Here is a 16,276-nt window from a genome sequence, read left to right on the forward strand (position 1 = left end):
GGCTCAGTGCCTCCATAGTGCCTTCGCGCATCGGGCCATAGGTGCTTTCATTCTAGGGAATTTAGATATGTCTGTCAATAAAGACTTGTTCCTGAATACGCTTGAGCCCTTCTTTAATCGCACGGGCCCGCACATCCCCGATTCCCTCCACATCATCCAACTCTTCGATGGTGGCCATCATTACCCGGGGGAGAAATTCAAAGCGCTCAATGAGCTTCTGGATAATGGAACCCGGAAGACGCGGGATTTTGTTAAGAATACGATAACCCCGGGGGGCGACAGCCTCATCCTGTAAGTTAGTGCCGGCGGGATAGCCGAGGCTCCGTACAATATTTCCATGCTCCAACAATTCGTCCGCCGATAGTTTGTTCAGTCTCTCTAAGACCTGGGATGGGGACTGACAATCCTCGTCCTTACAGTAGTCTTTGATGACCAGATAAGCTTCTTTCTCTACATTGACCACCAGCTCTTCCAACTGCATACTGATGAGTCGCCCTTCTGTCCCTAACTCATTGATATAGCGCTCAATCTCACTCTTGATGCGGAGAACCATCTCAATTCGCTGCATCACCATCGCTACTTCATTCAGTGTAACCAGTTCTTCAAACTCGAGAGCAGATAGGTTGGTCATCGACTGGTCTAGGACCGATTTGTATTTTTCCAGGGTCTGAATCGCTTGGTTGGCTTTTGTTAGGATGACGCCGATATCTTTCAGGGCATAACGGTTGTTTCCCTGGTAAAGGGTGATGACATTGCGACGCTGGGAAATGGAGACGACCAGCTTCCCCGTCTGCCGTGCCGTCCGTTGTGCAGTGCGATGCCGAATCCCCGTCTCTGTCGATGGGATCGAGGAACTGGGAACCAGTTGGGCATTTGCATAAAGGATCCGCCGCCCGTCATTAGATAGAATGATCGCTCCGTCCATTTTAGCAAGCTCATAAAGGTAAGCGGGAGCGAAGGGGCAATCGATATGAAAGCCTCCGTCCACCAGTTCCCGTACGGAATCATCATACCCCACGACAATCAGGGCGCCGGTCTTCGCTCCCAATACGTTGTCCAGTCCTTCCCGGAAGGATGTCCCCGGGGCCACCATCCGGAGCGTGACCGGCTCAAACAGATTTTTTCTCGTCTCTTCTTTCACCGATTCTACCCTCCCAGCGCCGCTTCCAACGCTTCTTCCACGGTTTCCACCCAGAGAATGTCCAGATTTTTCGGCGGATTCCATCCCCGTTGATTCTTAAGAGGCAAAACAGCTCGTTTGAAGCCCATGTTGGCCGCTTCCGCTACACGCTGTTCGAGGCGGGTCACCCCCCGGACCTCCCCGGTCAGCCCCACTTCTCCGATAAAAACATCCTTCGGTTGGGTGGGCGAATCCCGGAAGCTAGAGGCCAGGCTGATGGCAACAGCCAGATCCACAGCCGGTTCATCCAACCGTACTCCGCCGACCACATTCACATAGGCATCCTGGTTTTGCAGGAACAACCCGAGTCGTTTTTCCAGCACCGCCATAATCATGGTGACCCGATGGTGATCCAACCCTGAAGCCATCCGCTTCGGTGTGGCGAAGCTGGTGGGGGCCACCAGGGCTTGTAACTCGATAAGCACCGGGCGCGTCCCTTCCATACTGGCCGTCACCGCCGAGCCCGCCACCCCTGACGGTCGTTCGGAGAGAAACATCTCCGAGGGGTTTTCCACTTCAGTGAGACCGACATCCCGCATTTCGAACAACCCGATCTCATTGGTGGAGCCAAAACGGTTCTTTACCGCCCGTAACACCCGGTAGGTATGGTGACGCTCCCCTTCAAAGTAGAGGACACAATCCACCATGTGCTCTAACATACGAGGGCCAGCGATCGCACCTTCCTTGGTTACGTGTCCGACAATGATTACGGCAATGCCCATGCCTTTGGCAATCCGCATCAAGCGACCGGTACATTCCCTCACCTGGGCTACGCTTCCCGGAGCCGATGTTACTTCAGGATGGTAAATCGTCTGGATCGAGTCGATCACCAACAACTTGGGTTTCTCATTTTGGACCAATGCTTCGACCGAATCCAAATCCGTCTCCGCTGCCACCAAGAGCCGCTCATCCAGAGCATTGAGTCGACCGGCCCGCAATCGCGTCTGTTCAACTGATTCTTCTCCGGATACATAAAGGACCGGGAGTCCCTTTTTCGCGAGTCGGTGAGAAGCCTGCAGCAACAGGGTGGATTTTCCAATCCCCGGGTCACCCCCCACCAAAATCAAGGATCCCGGTACCAGCCCCCCGCCCAACACCCGATTCAACTCCCGGATCCCAGTGTCGGAACGAGGCTCGTCGACCTGAACCACCTGAGTGATCGGCTGGGCCGGTTTTTGTTTCATGCTGACCCTGCTCTTCGCCTGTACCGGTCCCGATGCGGCAGCCTGCCGCTCCTCCACCAGGGTATTCCATTGTCCGCATCCGGGGCATCTTCCCATCCATTTCGGAGTTTCGTAACCACATTGTTGACAAGCAAACTTCGTTTTATGTTTCGCCACTCCGGATCTCCTATTCATCCTTATAATATGTCAGGGGTTGACCCCCCTATGATCGTGACGAGGTTCAACACGGATACCCATCAAACCATCGGACAGGATAGACAGTCGTAAACAAGCCTTCAGCCCAGAACGGCATGAATAATTCTTTACGATTTCAAAACCCATTATATCAAAATTCTCCATAAAAAAGCACCTCCCCCACTTTGGGAAGGTGCTTGATCCGGTTTATTGCGTGGAGGGGGACAACTCCGAACGACGGACGGTCAGCTTGCCGTCTTCTTCATCGATTTCCACGGTATCGCCATGTTTGATGTTCCCCTTGAGGAGTTCCTCGGAAAGCCGGTCTTCGATATGTTTCTGGATGGCTCGGCGCAGGGGTCGTGCTCCATAAGTGGGGTCGAAACCGGCTTTGGCCAGGTTTTTGGCCGCTGCTTCGGTAAGGACGAAGTCGATTTCCTGTTCCTGTAGCCGTTTGCGAAGCTGGTCGGACATCAGGGTGACGATTTCCTGAAGGTGCTCTTGTTTCAAGGAATGGAAGACGATCACGTCATCAATCCGGTTGAGGAATTCAGGACGGAAGCTCTTTTTCAACTCATCCATCACATTGTCTTTCATCGCTTCGTATTCATCGGCGGAGGTGTCTCCAACGGTAAAGCCAAGGCGTTGGTTCTGTTTGATCAAATTAGCCCCTACGTTGGAGGTCATAATGATCACGGTGTTGCGGAAATCCACCGTTCGTCCCTTGCCGTCGGTGAGTCGACCGTCTTCTAGAACCTGCAACATAATGTTGAAAACCTCGGGGTGGGCTTTCTCTACCTCGTCGAACAGGACGACGGAATAGGGCTTGCGGCGCACTTTTTCCGTCAGCTGCCCCCCTTCGTCATACCCTACATAGCCTGGAGGGGCCCCGACAAGGCGGGCGGTGGAATGCTTCTCCATGTATTCGGACATATCGATGCGGATAATGGCATCCTCCGCTCCGAACATCGCCTCAGCTAGCGCCCGAGCCAATTCGGTTTTCCCAACCCCCGTCGGCCCGAGGAAAATGAAAGAGCCGATCGGCCGCTTGGGGTCCTTCAATCCGGCCCGGGCCCGTCGGATTGCCCGGGAGACGGATCGAACCGCTTCGTCCTGCCCAATCACCCGTTTGTGAAGGATGGATTCCATGTTCAAGAGACGGTCTGATTCCTCTTCAGCCAGTTTCCGTACAGGAATACCCGTCCAACTGGCCACCACTTCTGCGATGTCCTCGGCATTCACTTCGGAATCGGTTTTTCCTTGATCCGCCTTCCAATTGTTCCGAGTGGTCTCCAATTCTTCGCGCAGTTTTTGTTCCCGGTCCCGCAGGTTGGCCGCTTTTTCGAATTCTTGGCTTTGGACAGCGGCATCCTTCTCTTTACGCACCTCATCCAGCTTTTGCTCCATTTCCTTCAGTTCCGGTGGAACCGTATAAGAGGAAAGGCGAACTTTGGAGGCGGCTTCGTCGATCAGATCGATGGCCTTGTCGGGCAGAAACCGGTCGGTGATGTAACGGTCGGAAAGTTTCACCGAGGCTTCAATCGCCTCGTCGGTAATTTTCACACGATGGTGGGCCTCATACCGGTCGCGAAGCCCCTGCAGGATCTGAACCGCTTCTTCCGCCGAAGGCTGATCCACTGTGATTGGTTGAAAGCGACGCTCCAGGGCCGCATCCTTCTCGATATATTTACGGTATTCATCCAAAGTAGTCGCCCCGATGCACTGCAAGTCACCTCGAGCCAGGGCCGGTTTCAGAATATTAGAGGCATCGATCGCCCCTTCTGCACCCCCGGCTCCGATCAGCGTGTGCAACTCATCGATAAAGAGGACCACATTGCCTGCCTGACGGATTTCATCCATAATTTTCTTCAGACGATCTTCAAATTCGCCCCGATATTTCGTTCCGGCGACGACGGTCCCCATATCAAGGGTCATCACACGCTTGCCACGCAAGGTTTCCGGGGTCTCCCCGTCAACGATCTTTTGGGCGAGCCCTTCGGCAATGGCTGTTTTCCCGACTCCGGGCTCTCCGATTAGCACGGGGTTATTCTTCGTACGGCGGGAGAGGACTTGGATGACCCGCTCGATTTCCTTACTACGACCGATCACCGGATCCAAGTTATCCTCTTTGGCCGCGGCTGTCAGGTCACGGGCCAGGCTATCCAAGGTGGGGGTATTGGCGTTTGACCCCGCTCCCTGGTTGGAAGAGACGGCTTCAGAACTACCTAGGAGCTGCAATACTTGTTGTCTGGCCTTATTGAGGGAGACACCGAGGTTGTTCAATACCCGAGCCGCTACTCCTTCTCCTTCACGAATAAGACCCAGAAGGATATGTTCGGTACCGACATAGGTATGGCCCAGTTTACGGGCTTCGTCCATGGAAAGCTCGATCACCTTTTTCGCCCGGGGTGTGTAAGCAATGTTGGTCGGCTGCCCCTGGCCGCGTCCGATCAGGGTTTCCACTTCCTTCTGGATTTTCTCCAAGCCGAGCCCCAAACCCATCAGGGCCTTGGCGGCAATCCCTTCTCCCTCTCGCACTAGGCCCAAGAGAATATGTTCGGTACCAATATTGCTGTGGCCAAGACGGACAGCTTCTTCCTGTGCCAGGGCGAGAACTTTTTGAGCCCGTTCCGTAAATCGTCCAAACATCATAGCTGATCCACCTCGCTTTGAATGTTATTAATCAACCGGAAGCAACGGTTACCCATTCCCGTCAGGATCATGAAGGCGTTCCCGGATCATCACCGCACGACGGATGTCCCGTTCGTCAGAATCCAGCCGGGCTTGTGCATACTGTTGTAAAAAGCCGGGTTGGGTCATCACCATCAGTTCATTCATCACATTGGCCTCCACACCGGTGAGAAGGCCCATATCGATGCCGAGCCGAAGGTCGGAGAGGCGTTCCATCGCCTCTTTGGAGCTGATCACCCTGGCGTGGGAGAGGACCCCATAAGAACGGTGAACTCGGTCCTCCAACTGCGTCGGGGAGATCTCTCGAAGGCGTTCCCGGGCGTCCCGCTCGTGCTGGATCATCTGTTTCACCACGCCTTGAAGCTTATCGATGATCTCGTCCTCCCGCTGTCCCAAGGTTACCTGGTTGGAAACTTGGTACAGGTTCCCAAGAGCTTCCGAGCCTTCTCCGTAGATACCGCGGATAGCCAGCCCCACTTGTGTAATCGCCGGGAAAAGACGGCCCAATTGCTGGGTGATCGCCAAGGCAGGCAGGTGAACCATGACCGATGCCCGGATACCGGTTCCCACATTTGTGGGACAACTGGTTAGATACCCCGTTTTCTCACTAAAGGCATAAGAGAGATGTTTCTCAAACCAATCATCCAGCTCATCAGCCGCTTTCCAAGCCTCTTGAGGCTGAAATCCGGGATATAGGCACTGGATCCGGAGGTGGTCCTCCTCGTTAATCATAATGCTGACCGCTTCATTCTCCGACAATACCACCGCCCCGTGGCGGGACTCCTCCGCCAAGTGGGGGCTAATCAGGTGCTTTTCCACCAGTACCCGTTTCTCCAGTTCGGAAAGATCGTCCATCCGGACAAGTTCCGCTCCCTGGAGAATAGGATGCTCCTTCGCCTGGCCAAGTGCATCTTCCACTCGGCGGACCACTTCGGAGGATTGAGAAGAGGTAGCCAGCATCGGGAAGGGGAGCCCGGACAGATTTCGAGCCACCCGCACCCGGCTTGAAATGACAATGTCCGACTGGGGCCCCTTTCCTCGCATCCATTCACTCAATGCGTGTTCCGTAAAGCGCTTCAGCGACATTTCCGGCTCTCCTCCCCCTAGCTCTCCAATTTTTCCTGCAAGGACCGGATCTGATCCCTGATGCGAGCGGCTTCCTCAAATTCTTCATTCTGGATCCGTCTGGATAAATCCTGTTTCAGTTGTTCCACTTCCCGGCGAATCTTTAGTTTGCCACCGGTCCGGCGGGGAACTTTCCCCCTATGGGCCGTATGGCCGTGAACTCTCCGAAAAAGCGGTTCCAACCGCTCTCCAAACGACCGGTAACAGTCACTGCATCCAAAGCGCCCGATCTTGGAAAATTGCGTGTATGTGAGACCACAGGTCGGACACCGAAGCCCCTGTCCCTGACGACCGTCCCGAACAGGCTGCTGATTGTCAGAAACGGGGGCGTCCAGATTGAGAAGCCCTGACAGCAGATTGTGGATGGAGAAGCCCCCTTCAAAACCGGGTATCTGTTCCCCCTTCTCCCGGGCACACACTTCACACAGGTGAAACTCCGTCTTCTCTCCATTGATGATCTTAGTATAGTGAAGAGTCGCCTGCCGTTTGCCGCATTGCTGGCACTGCATCCCGGGTCACTCTCCTTTGCTTGCAAATAGCATCGTTACCACGGTGCGCATCATCCGGGCACGCACCGAATCCCGCAGGGCGATCGGCAGATCAAGCACCTCACGGGAAATCATTTTTTTCACCATACGTGCTTCCCTCGGCGTCATTAGACCCTCATCGGCAAGCCGGGCGACGAGGTCCTCGGCGGAGGTCTGGCTAATCTTTGAGCCAATCAGGCGCAAAAGGACGTCATAGTAAGCTTTAGGTGACGGGAACCGCACCTTGCGGATACGGATATAGCCGCCGCCTCCTCTTTTGCTTTCGACTATATATCCTTTTTCCACCGTGAATCGGGTGCTAATCACATAGTTGATCTGCGACGGTACGCACTGGAAAAGATCCGCCAGCTCGCTCCGTTTTACCTGGACCACTTCCGAAGGGGCTTCATTCAGAATTTTGATCAGGTAGCGTTCAATGATGTCCGAGATACTCGACATCGGACGACCTCCCGCTGACTTTGACTAACTTTGACTTTGTAATTTCATTTTAACGGATGCTTTTCTTTTTGCCAAGGGGACTGCTTGTTCCATGTTTTATCTACCCTTCTGTCCTTTCACATTCTTTCCGTCCCGCCCCCTATTTCATACGAATCGACAGGGATTCCGCTCCCTGTACCGGGATACCCGTTCACCATCCGATCCTAGACCGGCACCTGGGCCCCTCATCCAAAAAAAGACCCTCCACGGGCCTTTTCGATTATACGGCTGTCAATGCGGATTCCCGTCAAGAGGATTTAGTCCACATGAACTTCCTTTACCCCCTCGACCTGTCTCACCTTTTCCAAGAGCCGGGTAACTTCCAGCTCTGGGGGTAACCGGAGGGTAAAGTGTATCTCGATCTGTTTATCCACAGGATCTGCGTCATCAATCTGCATTTTGCGAACGCGGGCACCCAACTTACCGATAGCAGTCGTCAATTCACCCAAGATGCCCGAGCGATCATCCACCACCAGGCGGATCATCTTGAAACGTTTTCGCTTGAAAATCCAGCCCTCCACCCGGTTTAACAATTCCAGGCTGACAAGAGCTAGGATCGTGGTTAGGAGAGCGGCAAAATGGAACCCCGCCCCCGTCGCCAGCCCGATCGCCGCCACCACCCACAAGGAGGCGGCGGTGGTCAGCCCACTGACGGTAAACCCTTGGCGGAGGATCGTTCCCGCGCCGAGGAAGCCGATACCGCTCACCACCTGGGCTGCAATCCGCCCCGGATCGAAACGGACTTTATCCTCATCCATAAAATCGGCAAAACCGTAGATCGACAGTAGCATAATAAGGGCCGAGCCGACGGAAACCAAAATGTGCGTTCGAAGGCCCGCGGGATGATTGTTGTGTTCCCTCTCCCATCCAATCAACCCGCCAAACGCTGTTGCAAGCAATAGCCGCCAGGCCGTTTCTCCGTGAGAGATCACCCAAATGCTGTCCGCTTCCATGATGCCCACCTCCCTTTTATCATCTCAAATCCGGTATGGCCTTATCGTATTTTCGGGGTGATCCTACGATTTCCAACAACTGAGGGAAGGCATCGATTACCCCATCCGCCCCCGTTAATTCATCCCCCTCCCCGAACTGAGGAAAACCTGCATACCGACAGCCGATCACCGTCAACCCGTTGGCTTTGCCCGCACGGACGTCGGAACTACGATCTCCCACCATATATCCGCTGTCGATTCCCTGTTCTTTCATCAACTTTCCGACCAACCGATCTTTCTCCCCGATTGCATGCTCTCCCGCTGAATAACCCTCCTCGATCAAGTCCTCCAAGGAAAATGTACGGATCACTCCTCTTATATAGGGGCCCAATCCGTTGCTCGCCACAAAAAGACGCCACCCTCTTCCGTCAAGTTCACGGAGCGTCTCTTCCACCCCCGGATAAAGGGCCCCCATTTCCTCTTTCAGGCAGTCGAGTTCATCCTCCAGCCACCATCGATCCGCCTGTTCTTTCACGCTGTCGGAAGACCCGGGAAGCAGGTTCTCCCAGATATCGGCTTGAGTCATTCCGAAGACGGATTGTACCTGGGAGTCGTCGGGCCGCTCTCCCGTGTAGAGCCCCTCTTCGTTCAATCGTTGAAAGGTGCGATGAAAAGCAGGAACCGCCACCTTTTCCGTCTGAAACAACGTACCGTCCATATCAAAAATAATCCCGAATCGTCCTTTATCCGTTGTCATGAGTCAAGCGCCTCCCCGTCATCTATTGGCCCTCTTCTTCCCTATTGTATTGATTACCGGGTGAACTTAACATACCCGAATCCTTACTAAATCGTTCACCGGGAAAAAGCGCCTCTTTTTTAAACATTCAGCTGTAATCCAATTGACATCCCTTAAGAAATATGTGTACAATCAAAGGGCTTTTATTTGTGACGAAATTTTGAAAGGAGGTCGTTGATGATGATGTTATTTACGGGATTCCGTCACCAAGGGGATCGTATGCCTTCCTACGGGGGCTCGTCTGTCCGCTCCCAGTCCATTCGTTCCCGCTCTTCCCTCAATCATACCGCTCATACCGGTGGCTTCATCCATCCTGTATCCAAAACTGCACATCAGAACCGACGACCTCCGTTCAGGAACTGTTTCTGTTCCTGAACGTCAAAGCGAAACAGCGCCGCGGGTCGTTGAGGCCCGCGGCTTTTTTATATCGATGAACCGCTTTTTTTAGCGGTTGTCGATTCAGCGCCGCGGGCCCGTGCCCGTGGCGCTTTTTATAAAAAAGGAGGAACCCCCATGCTGATGCACAACACCTATGATCTCGAGTTATACATCCACCAGAAACAAGAGGAATTAAGCTCCTGCTTAATCCCAAAGAAAATCAGACCCTCCCTCTTTCATCGAATATGCAAGGGGCTGGGGTTCGCCAAAGAACCGCCGGCCCCTGCTTCCCAACCCGCCTTACCTGCGAAGATCCAGGGTACCGCCACGGCATCCAATCTGGTCTTCCTAAATCTGCACCGAAAACGGAACCCATACAGAAAAAGCCGCCTCCGGTACCAGCACCCGCTCTCCCGGTTCAGTGACTACCTTCACCCCAACGATCCTGATCGCTATTGACAGAAGAAAAAAAGCTGAGGAAAAAGCCGAAACGGCTCCTTCCTCAGCTTTTTCATAGCTCCAAGCGCTGATCAACTTACTACTTGTGGACCGGTGAGGGAAACTGATCCAAGCAAGTACAGCATGTAGAGGAGAAACACCGCCAAACCCAGATAAGCTACACCATAGGCAAAGCGTACTTTCGGCGATACCTGATAATATTCCTCATCCCGGCGAAGCGATGTTTCCTCCGCTCCAGGGTAGTAATAGGCTTGGAGTTTCATACGAACCTTGTCTTGCTTCTCTCTTTCCGTTCCCAGGAGCCAAACTTGGCCGAAGCGACCAGTAAAGCCATTCATGCGATGGATGGCCCCCACTCCGGGGTAATGGATGTCACACCAATGCTCGTGATCGGAAAGGGTGCAATACTGAAAAGTAGGCAGCTCCCGCTGGTGTTTCTCCGAAGGGGGCATAACTCCATTGTTTTCAAAAAGAGCCCTCTCCACCTCCGCTCGCACATTCAGGCTTCGAGGCTTTTCTTTTCGGCGTGAGAGGAACGTTTCCCATAGTTGAAAGGCAAACAACACCCAGATAAGAATCAGGATGGGGTTCATGGAGTACACGATCAAGGCCAGACCTCCTACAAGGCCCAATACCCAGAACCAACGGGAAATAGCGGTAACAATCCTCCCCCCATCGAGAGGGTGGATAGGAAGCAGGTTAAAGAGATTAATGAGAAAACCGATTAAGGCGATAGCATACAGTACCTTATAGTCTGTCCAATGGGCTAACCCGTAACAAGCGAAAGCCCCCAGACTGCCGATCAACGGACCGCCGTAGGCGACATAAGCCTCTGTTTCCGCATCTTGGGGCTGCTTCTTCAAAGTGATCAGGGCACCGAGAAAAGGAATGAAAGCCGGTGCCGATACCGGAAGCCCCTTTTGCCGGGCCGCTAGGATATGACCCATTTCGTGGATAAAAATCATCACAACGATCCCGATGGAAAAGGACCAAGGGAAGATGAGTGCGTAAGCCCACACGGCAACCAACATGCTGATCAGGGTCCCGCCCGCTTTTCCCAGCTTCAGGAGAGATGGGATATACTTCGCCACACTGATGAGGACAGCTCCCAACCCGCTAAGCCAACCCAAAAGGCCTCGCCCGTTTCGCTTTTTTTCATGGATTCCCAAGGCGTGCCCTCCTTCATGTTCATGCCACTCCCTCCCTACCATATAATACCCTTACCCTTTCACGCTACACTTTTCAAAACAAAAAAGCCGCGGTATCCCGCGGCTTTCCGTCCCTCATCATCCCCCGTTCATCCCCTGCATCTGTTGCGTAAATTCGGTCATGGCACCAGTGGCTCCTGCAATCAGAAGACCGGCGACAAAGATGATCAGGGCGGCTGTCCAGGCTTTCCCTCTGGAGATACGAGCGATAACGGACAATCCCATCGCCGTTAGCACCAGTTGCCAGAGGGCAAAAACCTCGATCCCGCTCAGAATCCCCCCGATAAATCCCTTCGCGTCGATGACGGCTGCCAGGCTCGTAGGAGCAACTGGTTGTAGAGGATCTACATCAGTCAGAGACGCCACCGTATAAGTGACGATCATCGACAGCAGGACCAGAATATAAAGGTGGGTATTCAAGGAGAAAATTTGCTTATAGGACGCCTCTCCCCGGAAAAGAAGGGTGAGCAGCCAATGAAACAGACTGGTCAGTAAGAGGGCGACCCCCACGCCCAGCGCCATTACGATAGCGGCCATGCCAACCGTCAACCACACAGGCACCTCACTCCCGGTGGTGGGGCTATCCGCAGAAAGGAATCCCGTCCACGTTCCCACCAAACCAAAAGCGACGAGCAGCAGAATCAACGGCAGGGCTACCCGGGGGTTTTCCCGGATCCGCTCAAACTGCTTGGTCGGTTCCAGAATGATTCCCAGCATGGACGGTTTGCCAACAGGACGCGGTTGTTGATCGATTGGTGTTTCCATAGACAACCTCCCATTTTTTGTCTTCATTTCCACCCCTCCATCCTAACACACTGGCTAAAAAATAGGACCCCTTCTATAATAAAAAAACCCGCCAAAGGCGGGCTTATCCAGAACATTTTATAGGGTTACTTGGCTACCGGCAAAATTCCTCGCTACTTCCTCCGCTCGTTTCATCGCTTTGGCTTTGATTTCTTCTGCTTGATCCGGCATTTGATTCATGCCTTCCACAATAATGGACTCCACATCAGAAACCCCGACAAAGTTCAAAATCGTTCGGATATAGCGATCTCCAAATTCCAGCTCCTTAGCAGGCCCTTCTGAATAAACCCCGCCGCGGGCTTGAATATGGACGGCTCTTTTACCGGTCAATAAGCCGACAGGCCCTTCGGGTGTGTATCGAAAGGTTTTTCCCGCAATACAGATGGTATCGATATAGGCCTTCATCTTGGGCGGGACACTAAAATTCCACATGGGGGTAACCAGAACATATTTATCCGCAGCAACAAATTGGTCGGTCAATTGATCAATCGCCTTAACTTTGAATTGTTCATCTGCCGATAGTTCATGAAAGGCTGTCCCTTGTTGTAGTTTGCCCCATCCACTAAAAACATCCGGGTCGATATAGGGAATATCCGCTTGATAAAGATCCAATTCGATGATTTCATCCTGGGGGTTTTCCTGCCGATAGGTTTCCAAAAAAGCCTTTGTAACCGATAGGCTGTAGGATTGTTCGGCTGTTTTCGGGTTGGCGGTAATAACCAATACTTTGGCCACTTGTCATCGTTCCTTCCTATATAAAGGATAAGGGGTTTGAGAGGGTACTTCGATCATGATCAAACGCACTTCGTGGTCCGGCTCCGCTTGAAAAACTCCGGCTACCTCAGACTCTGTACGTAGGAGAACAAAATCTTTTGGTTGAAACCGATAGCTGTTGGCTTGATGGTCCTCTTGCGATTTCCAGGCACCACCCCCTCTGATCACTAGGGTTGCTAAGGAACGACCTGCAGGAAGAAGGTGTGGATATACGGCTCCCGGTTTCACGGTGACATCCCAAAACTTGACGTCCGTCTCTACTTGAACCGGGAAGCCTTCGCCGATGACCATCTTAACTTGATACCCCGCGTCGGAGGTAACGGGAAATTCATCCTCTTCATATTGCTTATAAGTTGGGTTTCTCCTAAGGGCTTTATTCAGATGGGGTTCAAACCAAATTTGGAACCCTTCCATATCAGGGCCGATCAAAGCCTCCTCATGATACAGGCCTGACCCCGCCTGCATGACCTGAGCCCCGCCTGTTCCTACCACACTTTCCGTGCCTAAAGAGTCGCGATGCTTCGCTTTCCCTTGAACAAGGTAAGTCATGATTTCAAACGCCTGATGGGGATGCTTTGGAATCGTGCCTCCATTTTTCGCATGCATCCAAGCCCAATAGAACAAGGGGCCGACTCGTTTCACAACGGATCCTTCACCCGAAAATCCAATCGGTTTCTGCTCGACAATGTTTCCCCCGTCGAATTGGCCAACTCCCTGTTGCTCCAGTGAATAAATGTCTATGTGCATTGGATTACGGCGTTCCCGACTGATTGTTTTCATGGGTTCCTTCGCCTGGCGATGTCGGTTCAGATTGTTGCGGTTTCGTCATCGCGCCTAAAACCACCCCGTACAGGATATGGCCAAGGAAATTGAAAACGCCTGCTTTCACACCAAATCCAAGTCCAAAAAATCCGGGATCGGGGATGACTCCTGCTTGTACCAACGGATGGGTCAACCCGGTAATCGGCATCATGATCAATCCGGCCACTACCCCCATCGCAAAGATGACGGCATAAGCCATTCCCGTCCAGATGTTTTTCCTCGGTATAAACCGCTCATACAAGTAGGCGAATGCTACCCCACCAAATAGAAAAATCCCATATCCGGCAAGGAGGGTCGTGAAAGACTCGGGATCTAGCCCGAGAGAAGTTCCATTCAGCCAGGCAAAGTTCACCCCATGATGAAACAAGAGATCGGTGATGCGTAGAAAGACTTCCATGACCACCGTTGCAATCAATCCGACTTTCAGTGCAGAGGTTATTCGAGACAAGACCATCCCTCCAATATTCGTTATTTACTTACCTTTATAAATTACATTAAATCAGTGACTTACTTTTGTAAAGTTTATTTCGATGCCTTCCTAACAAAAAAACCCGCCAGGAGTAAGCCTGGCAGGTCCATGCTGTCGATATATTATATGAAAAATAATCGGGCTCCACGAAAAAAACCCTTGTCGGCCAAGGGTTTTTTTCGTGGAGCTGAGCGGGCTCGAACCGCCGACCTCCTCGTTGCGAACGAGGCGCTCTCCCAGCTGAGCTACAGCCCCGTATACGTTGTGTATCTGAATCACCAACGTATATAGTACCGAGGGGTCGTTGTTTTGTCAACAAGGCCGGGACCCAACGGAAGCTTCCGTCGATTACAGAGGACCAAATCGCTCCTCGTACAGCTGAAGCCGTGCAGCCAAGGCCTGGTTTTCCTCCAGGGTAAGAGCGTAATCATGGATGATCCGGTCAAGGAATCGGTTGACCTCTTCCATATCATACCCCGTGGAAACACGGCTAAACTCCTGTTGATGGATCTCATCAGGGGTGATCCGGGGAATCATCTCAGTGGGAGGCGCTACAGCCTCCATTTCATACAAGGCCGGTTCCGTTCCCTGCAAAAGCAGCGCTTCATAATCCTGAATCACCTGATTGAGGAAATCATTCACCTCATCGATGTCGTAACCACGTATGATCTTGGAAAACTTTTTGTTCTGAATCTCCTGCGGGCTCAGTTTCAACATGCCTTCCCCGCCGAGCAAGATATCGAAGTCCTTGATCACGAGATCTAGAAAGTCGTTGACCTCATCGGTATGGTAACCGCGAAAGGAGATGGAAAACTCCTTCTGGTGAATATCCAAAGGGGTAAGCATTCCAACGCCTCCCACTGTCAACGGGGGTCTTACCCCGCCACGCCTGTTTTTTCGAAGTTGCGTGCTACAATTCTCTCAGGTGGGGCTGGATGGAGAGATATTCTTCTCCCCGATCTTCAGCAGTCGCCTCCTGACGTTCCCGGCTGATCGCGCCATAAAGCTCCACCAGCCGTTTTTGCTCCTGCTCCCAGGTCATTCGCTTTCGTGCCTTCAAGGTACCGATAAAGTAGGGGAAGGGTTCACTCAGGATCTCTTCAATCGCTTGAGCGATCTCCGGCACACTGAGAGGATCCACTAACCTGCCTGTTTTGTACGTGCCGACAATGATCGATTTCCCCGGCTGCTCACTGGCGATGACTGGGAGTCCCGCTTGGATGTATTCAAAAATTCGATTCGGGGTGGACAGGCTGTGGTTGAGGCAATTGCTCTGGTGAAGGGCGGTACCGAGATCGGCGTGGGCGCTGATCTTCAACATATCGCGAGGCAACAGCGGCGGATGGAAAAAGATCCGACCTTCCAGTTTCTTTTCCCTAATCAGGGACTCCAGGACTTCCTTCCGCTCTCCGTCCCCGAGCAACACCAGTTTCATCCTCGCGGGCAATCGGGTAAAAGCTTGAATCAGCTCTTCCAGCCCGCTATTTTTGACGAAAGTACCCTGGAACAAGACGACCTTGGACTCCGGCTCTAATCCAAAGTATCGATGGAAATAGGTTTTCTCTTCCTCATCCGGAAGCCCTTCCAGCGGGTCAGGGATGCTGCGGACCACTGTGGTTTCCACTCCGGAATAACGGTTTTTAAACTCTTGTTCCATCAGTTCGTTGACCGTGACCAATTGGTCCACGTGATCGATCCAAAGGGATTCTGCCCGGTACCCCATCGCCCGCTGCCAGCGCCCTTTGCCGTTCCTTTCGTTGAACAGCTCATGGGAGTCATAGACCAGTGTACAGCCTTTTTTTCGCTTGAGGTAAACGCCGATGCTGAGGGTGCTCAGATCGTGGCAATGGACCACATCGTAGTCCGCCCCTTCGCAAAGGCCCCAAATCCGCAAAGCAAACTGGCGCTGGGCCACCACATCTTTTGCCAGTTTGACAAAAGGGTTGCGGACGACCCGGTAAACCCCCCGTTTCACCCGTTGATCCGCCTTCCGTTCTACATACCGTTTGAGCCGTTTGGTGTGGATCGGAAACCGGAGCAACCGGATTCGTTCATGGAGTTCCGGCGGAGGTTGGATGGTGGTATATACACAGGCGATATCCACCTCCCAACCGGCTTTGGCGAGAGCGACCGCTTCCTGTTGCACACGGGCATCGTAATGGATGTCTCGGAAAAGAATCATCAATACGCGCATTACAAGCCACCCTTACTTCATTTTAATGGAAGGTCTTTTCTCCACCCCGGTGTCCAACGGT

General features: G+C 52.8%; 16 protein-coding genes and 1 tRNA gene. 1 reads left to right on the forward strand and 16 read right to left on the reverse strand.

Annotated features, from left to right (window positions below):
• Positions 1-61: 61 nt before the first annotated feature.
• From disA to ACFOUO_RS01355, 8 genes are all read right to left on the reverse strand, one after another.
• Positions 62-1,093, reverse strand: coding sequence for a DNA integrity scanning diadenylate cyclase DisA (gene disA / locus ACFOUO_RS01320; RefSeq protein WP_380701617.1), 1,032 nt, complete (start codon positions 1,091-1,093; stop codon positions 62-64).
• A 53-nt stretch (positions 1,094-1,146) separates the two neighbouring features.
• On the reverse strand, positions 1,147-2,520 hold the full coding sequence (gene radA / locus ACFOUO_RS01325; protein WP_380701372.1) for a DNA repair protein RadA: 1,374 nt from the start codon (positions 2,518-2,520) through the stop codon (positions 1,147-1,149).
• Between the two features lie 225 nt (positions 2,521-2,745).
• The gene (gene clpC / locus ACFOUO_RS01330; protein WP_380701374.1) at positions 2,746-5,190 is read right to left on the reverse strand and encodes an ATP-dependent protease ATP-binding subunit ClpC; all 2,445 of its coding nucleotides are present in this window, start codon (positions 5,188-5,190) and stop codon (positions 2,746-2,748) included.
• Positions 5,191-5,238: 48 nt separating this feature from the next.
• Positions 5,239-6,315, reverse strand: coding sequence for a protein arginine kinase (locus ACFOUO_RS01335; protein ID WP_380701376.1), 1,077 nt, complete (start codon positions 6,313-6,315; stop codon positions 5,239-5,241).
• Positions 6,316-6,332: 17 nt separating this feature from the next.
• Entirely contained in the window at positions 6,333-6,863 is a 531-nt protein-coding gene (locus ACFOUO_RS01340; RefSeq protein WP_380701378.1) for a UvrB/UvrC motif-containing protein, read from the reverse strand.
• A 6-nt stretch (positions 6,864-6,869) separates the two neighbouring features.
• Entirely contained in the window at positions 6,870-7,340 is a 471-nt protein-coding gene (locus ACFOUO_RS01345) for a CtsR family transcriptional regulator (protein ID WP_380701379.1), read from the reverse strand.
• A gap of 296 nt (positions 7,341-7,636) precedes the next feature.
• On the reverse strand, positions 7,637-8,332 hold the full coding sequence (locus ACFOUO_RS01350) for an MgtC/SapB family protein (protein ID WP_380701381.1): 696 nt from the start codon (positions 8,330-8,332) through the stop codon (positions 7,637-7,639).
• A 19-nt stretch (positions 8,333-8,351) separates the two neighbouring features.
• On the reverse strand, positions 8,352-9,068 hold the full coding sequence (locus tag ACFOUO_RS01355; protein ID WP_380701383.1) for an HAD hydrolase-like protein: 717 nt from the start codon (positions 9,066-9,068) through the stop codon (positions 8,352-8,354).
• 552 nt (positions 9,069-9,620) lie between these two features.
• Here ACFOUO_RS01355 and ACFOUO_RS01360 point away from each other — a divergent pair.
• Entirely contained in the window at positions 9,621-9,944 is a 324-nt protein-coding gene (locus ACFOUO_RS01360) for a hypothetical protein (protein WP_380701385.1), read from the forward strand.
• Between the two features lie 71 nt (positions 9,945-10,015).
• Here ACFOUO_RS01360 and ACFOUO_RS01365 read toward each other — a convergent pair whose 3' ends face one another.
• The 8 genes from ACFOUO_RS01365 to ACFOUO_RS01400 all read right to left on the reverse strand — a co-directional run bounded on the left by ACFOUO_RS01365 (position 10,016) and on the right by ACFOUO_RS01400 (position 16,215).
• Positions 10,016-11,113, reverse strand: a complete 1,098-nt coding sequence (locus tag ACFOUO_RS01365) for a site-2 protease family protein (protein ID WP_380701387.1) — start codon at positions 11,111-11,113, stop codon at positions 10,016-10,018.
• Between the two features lie 117 nt (positions 11,114-11,230).
• On the reverse strand, positions 11,231-11,917 hold the full coding sequence (locus tag ACFOUO_RS01370; protein ID WP_380701389.1) for a Yip1 family protein: 687 nt from the start codon (positions 11,915-11,917) through the stop codon (positions 11,231-11,233).
• Positions 11,918-12,034: 117 nt separating this feature from the next.
• Positions 12,035-12,691, reverse strand: a complete 657-nt coding sequence (locus ACFOUO_RS01375; protein WP_380701391.1) for an FMN-dependent NADH-azoreductase — start codon at positions 12,689-12,691, stop codon at positions 12,035-12,037.
• Between the two features lie 3 nt (positions 12,692-12,694).
• Entirely contained in the window at positions 12,695-13,510 is an 816-nt protein-coding gene (locus ACFOUO_RS01380; RefSeq protein WP_380701393.1) for a pirin family protein, read from the reverse strand.
• Positions 13,482-14,000, reverse strand: a complete 519-nt coding sequence (locus tag ACFOUO_RS01385) for a DUF6789 family protein (RefSeq protein ID WP_380701395.1) — start codon at positions 13,998-14,000, stop codon at positions 13,482-13,484. Before ACFOUO_RS01385 ends, ACFOUO_RS01380 begins: the two co-directional genes overlap by 29 nt.
• A gap of 203 nt (positions 14,001-14,203) precedes the next feature.
• Positions 14,204-14,276, reverse strand: a tRNA-Ala gene (locus ACFOUO_RS01390).
• A gap of 93 nt (positions 14,277-14,369) precedes the next feature.
• On the reverse strand, positions 14,370-14,867 hold the full coding sequence (locus ACFOUO_RS01395) for a DivIVA domain-containing protein (protein ID WP_380701397.1): 498 nt from the start codon (positions 14,865-14,867) through the stop codon (positions 14,370-14,372).
• A gap of 64 nt (positions 14,868-14,931) precedes the next feature.
• Positions 14,932-16,215, reverse strand: coding sequence for a glycosyltransferase (locus ACFOUO_RS01400; protein ID WP_380701399.1), 1,284 nt, complete (start codon positions 16,213-16,215; stop codon positions 14,932-14,934).
• Between the last annotated feature and the right edge of the window lie 61 nt (positions 16,216-16,276).

Origin of the sequence: Salinithrix halophila (assembly GCF_042650125.1) — a bacterium.
Lineage (GTDB): Bacteria > Bacillota > Bacilli > Thermoactinomycetales > DSM-45169 > Salinithrix > Salinithrix halophila.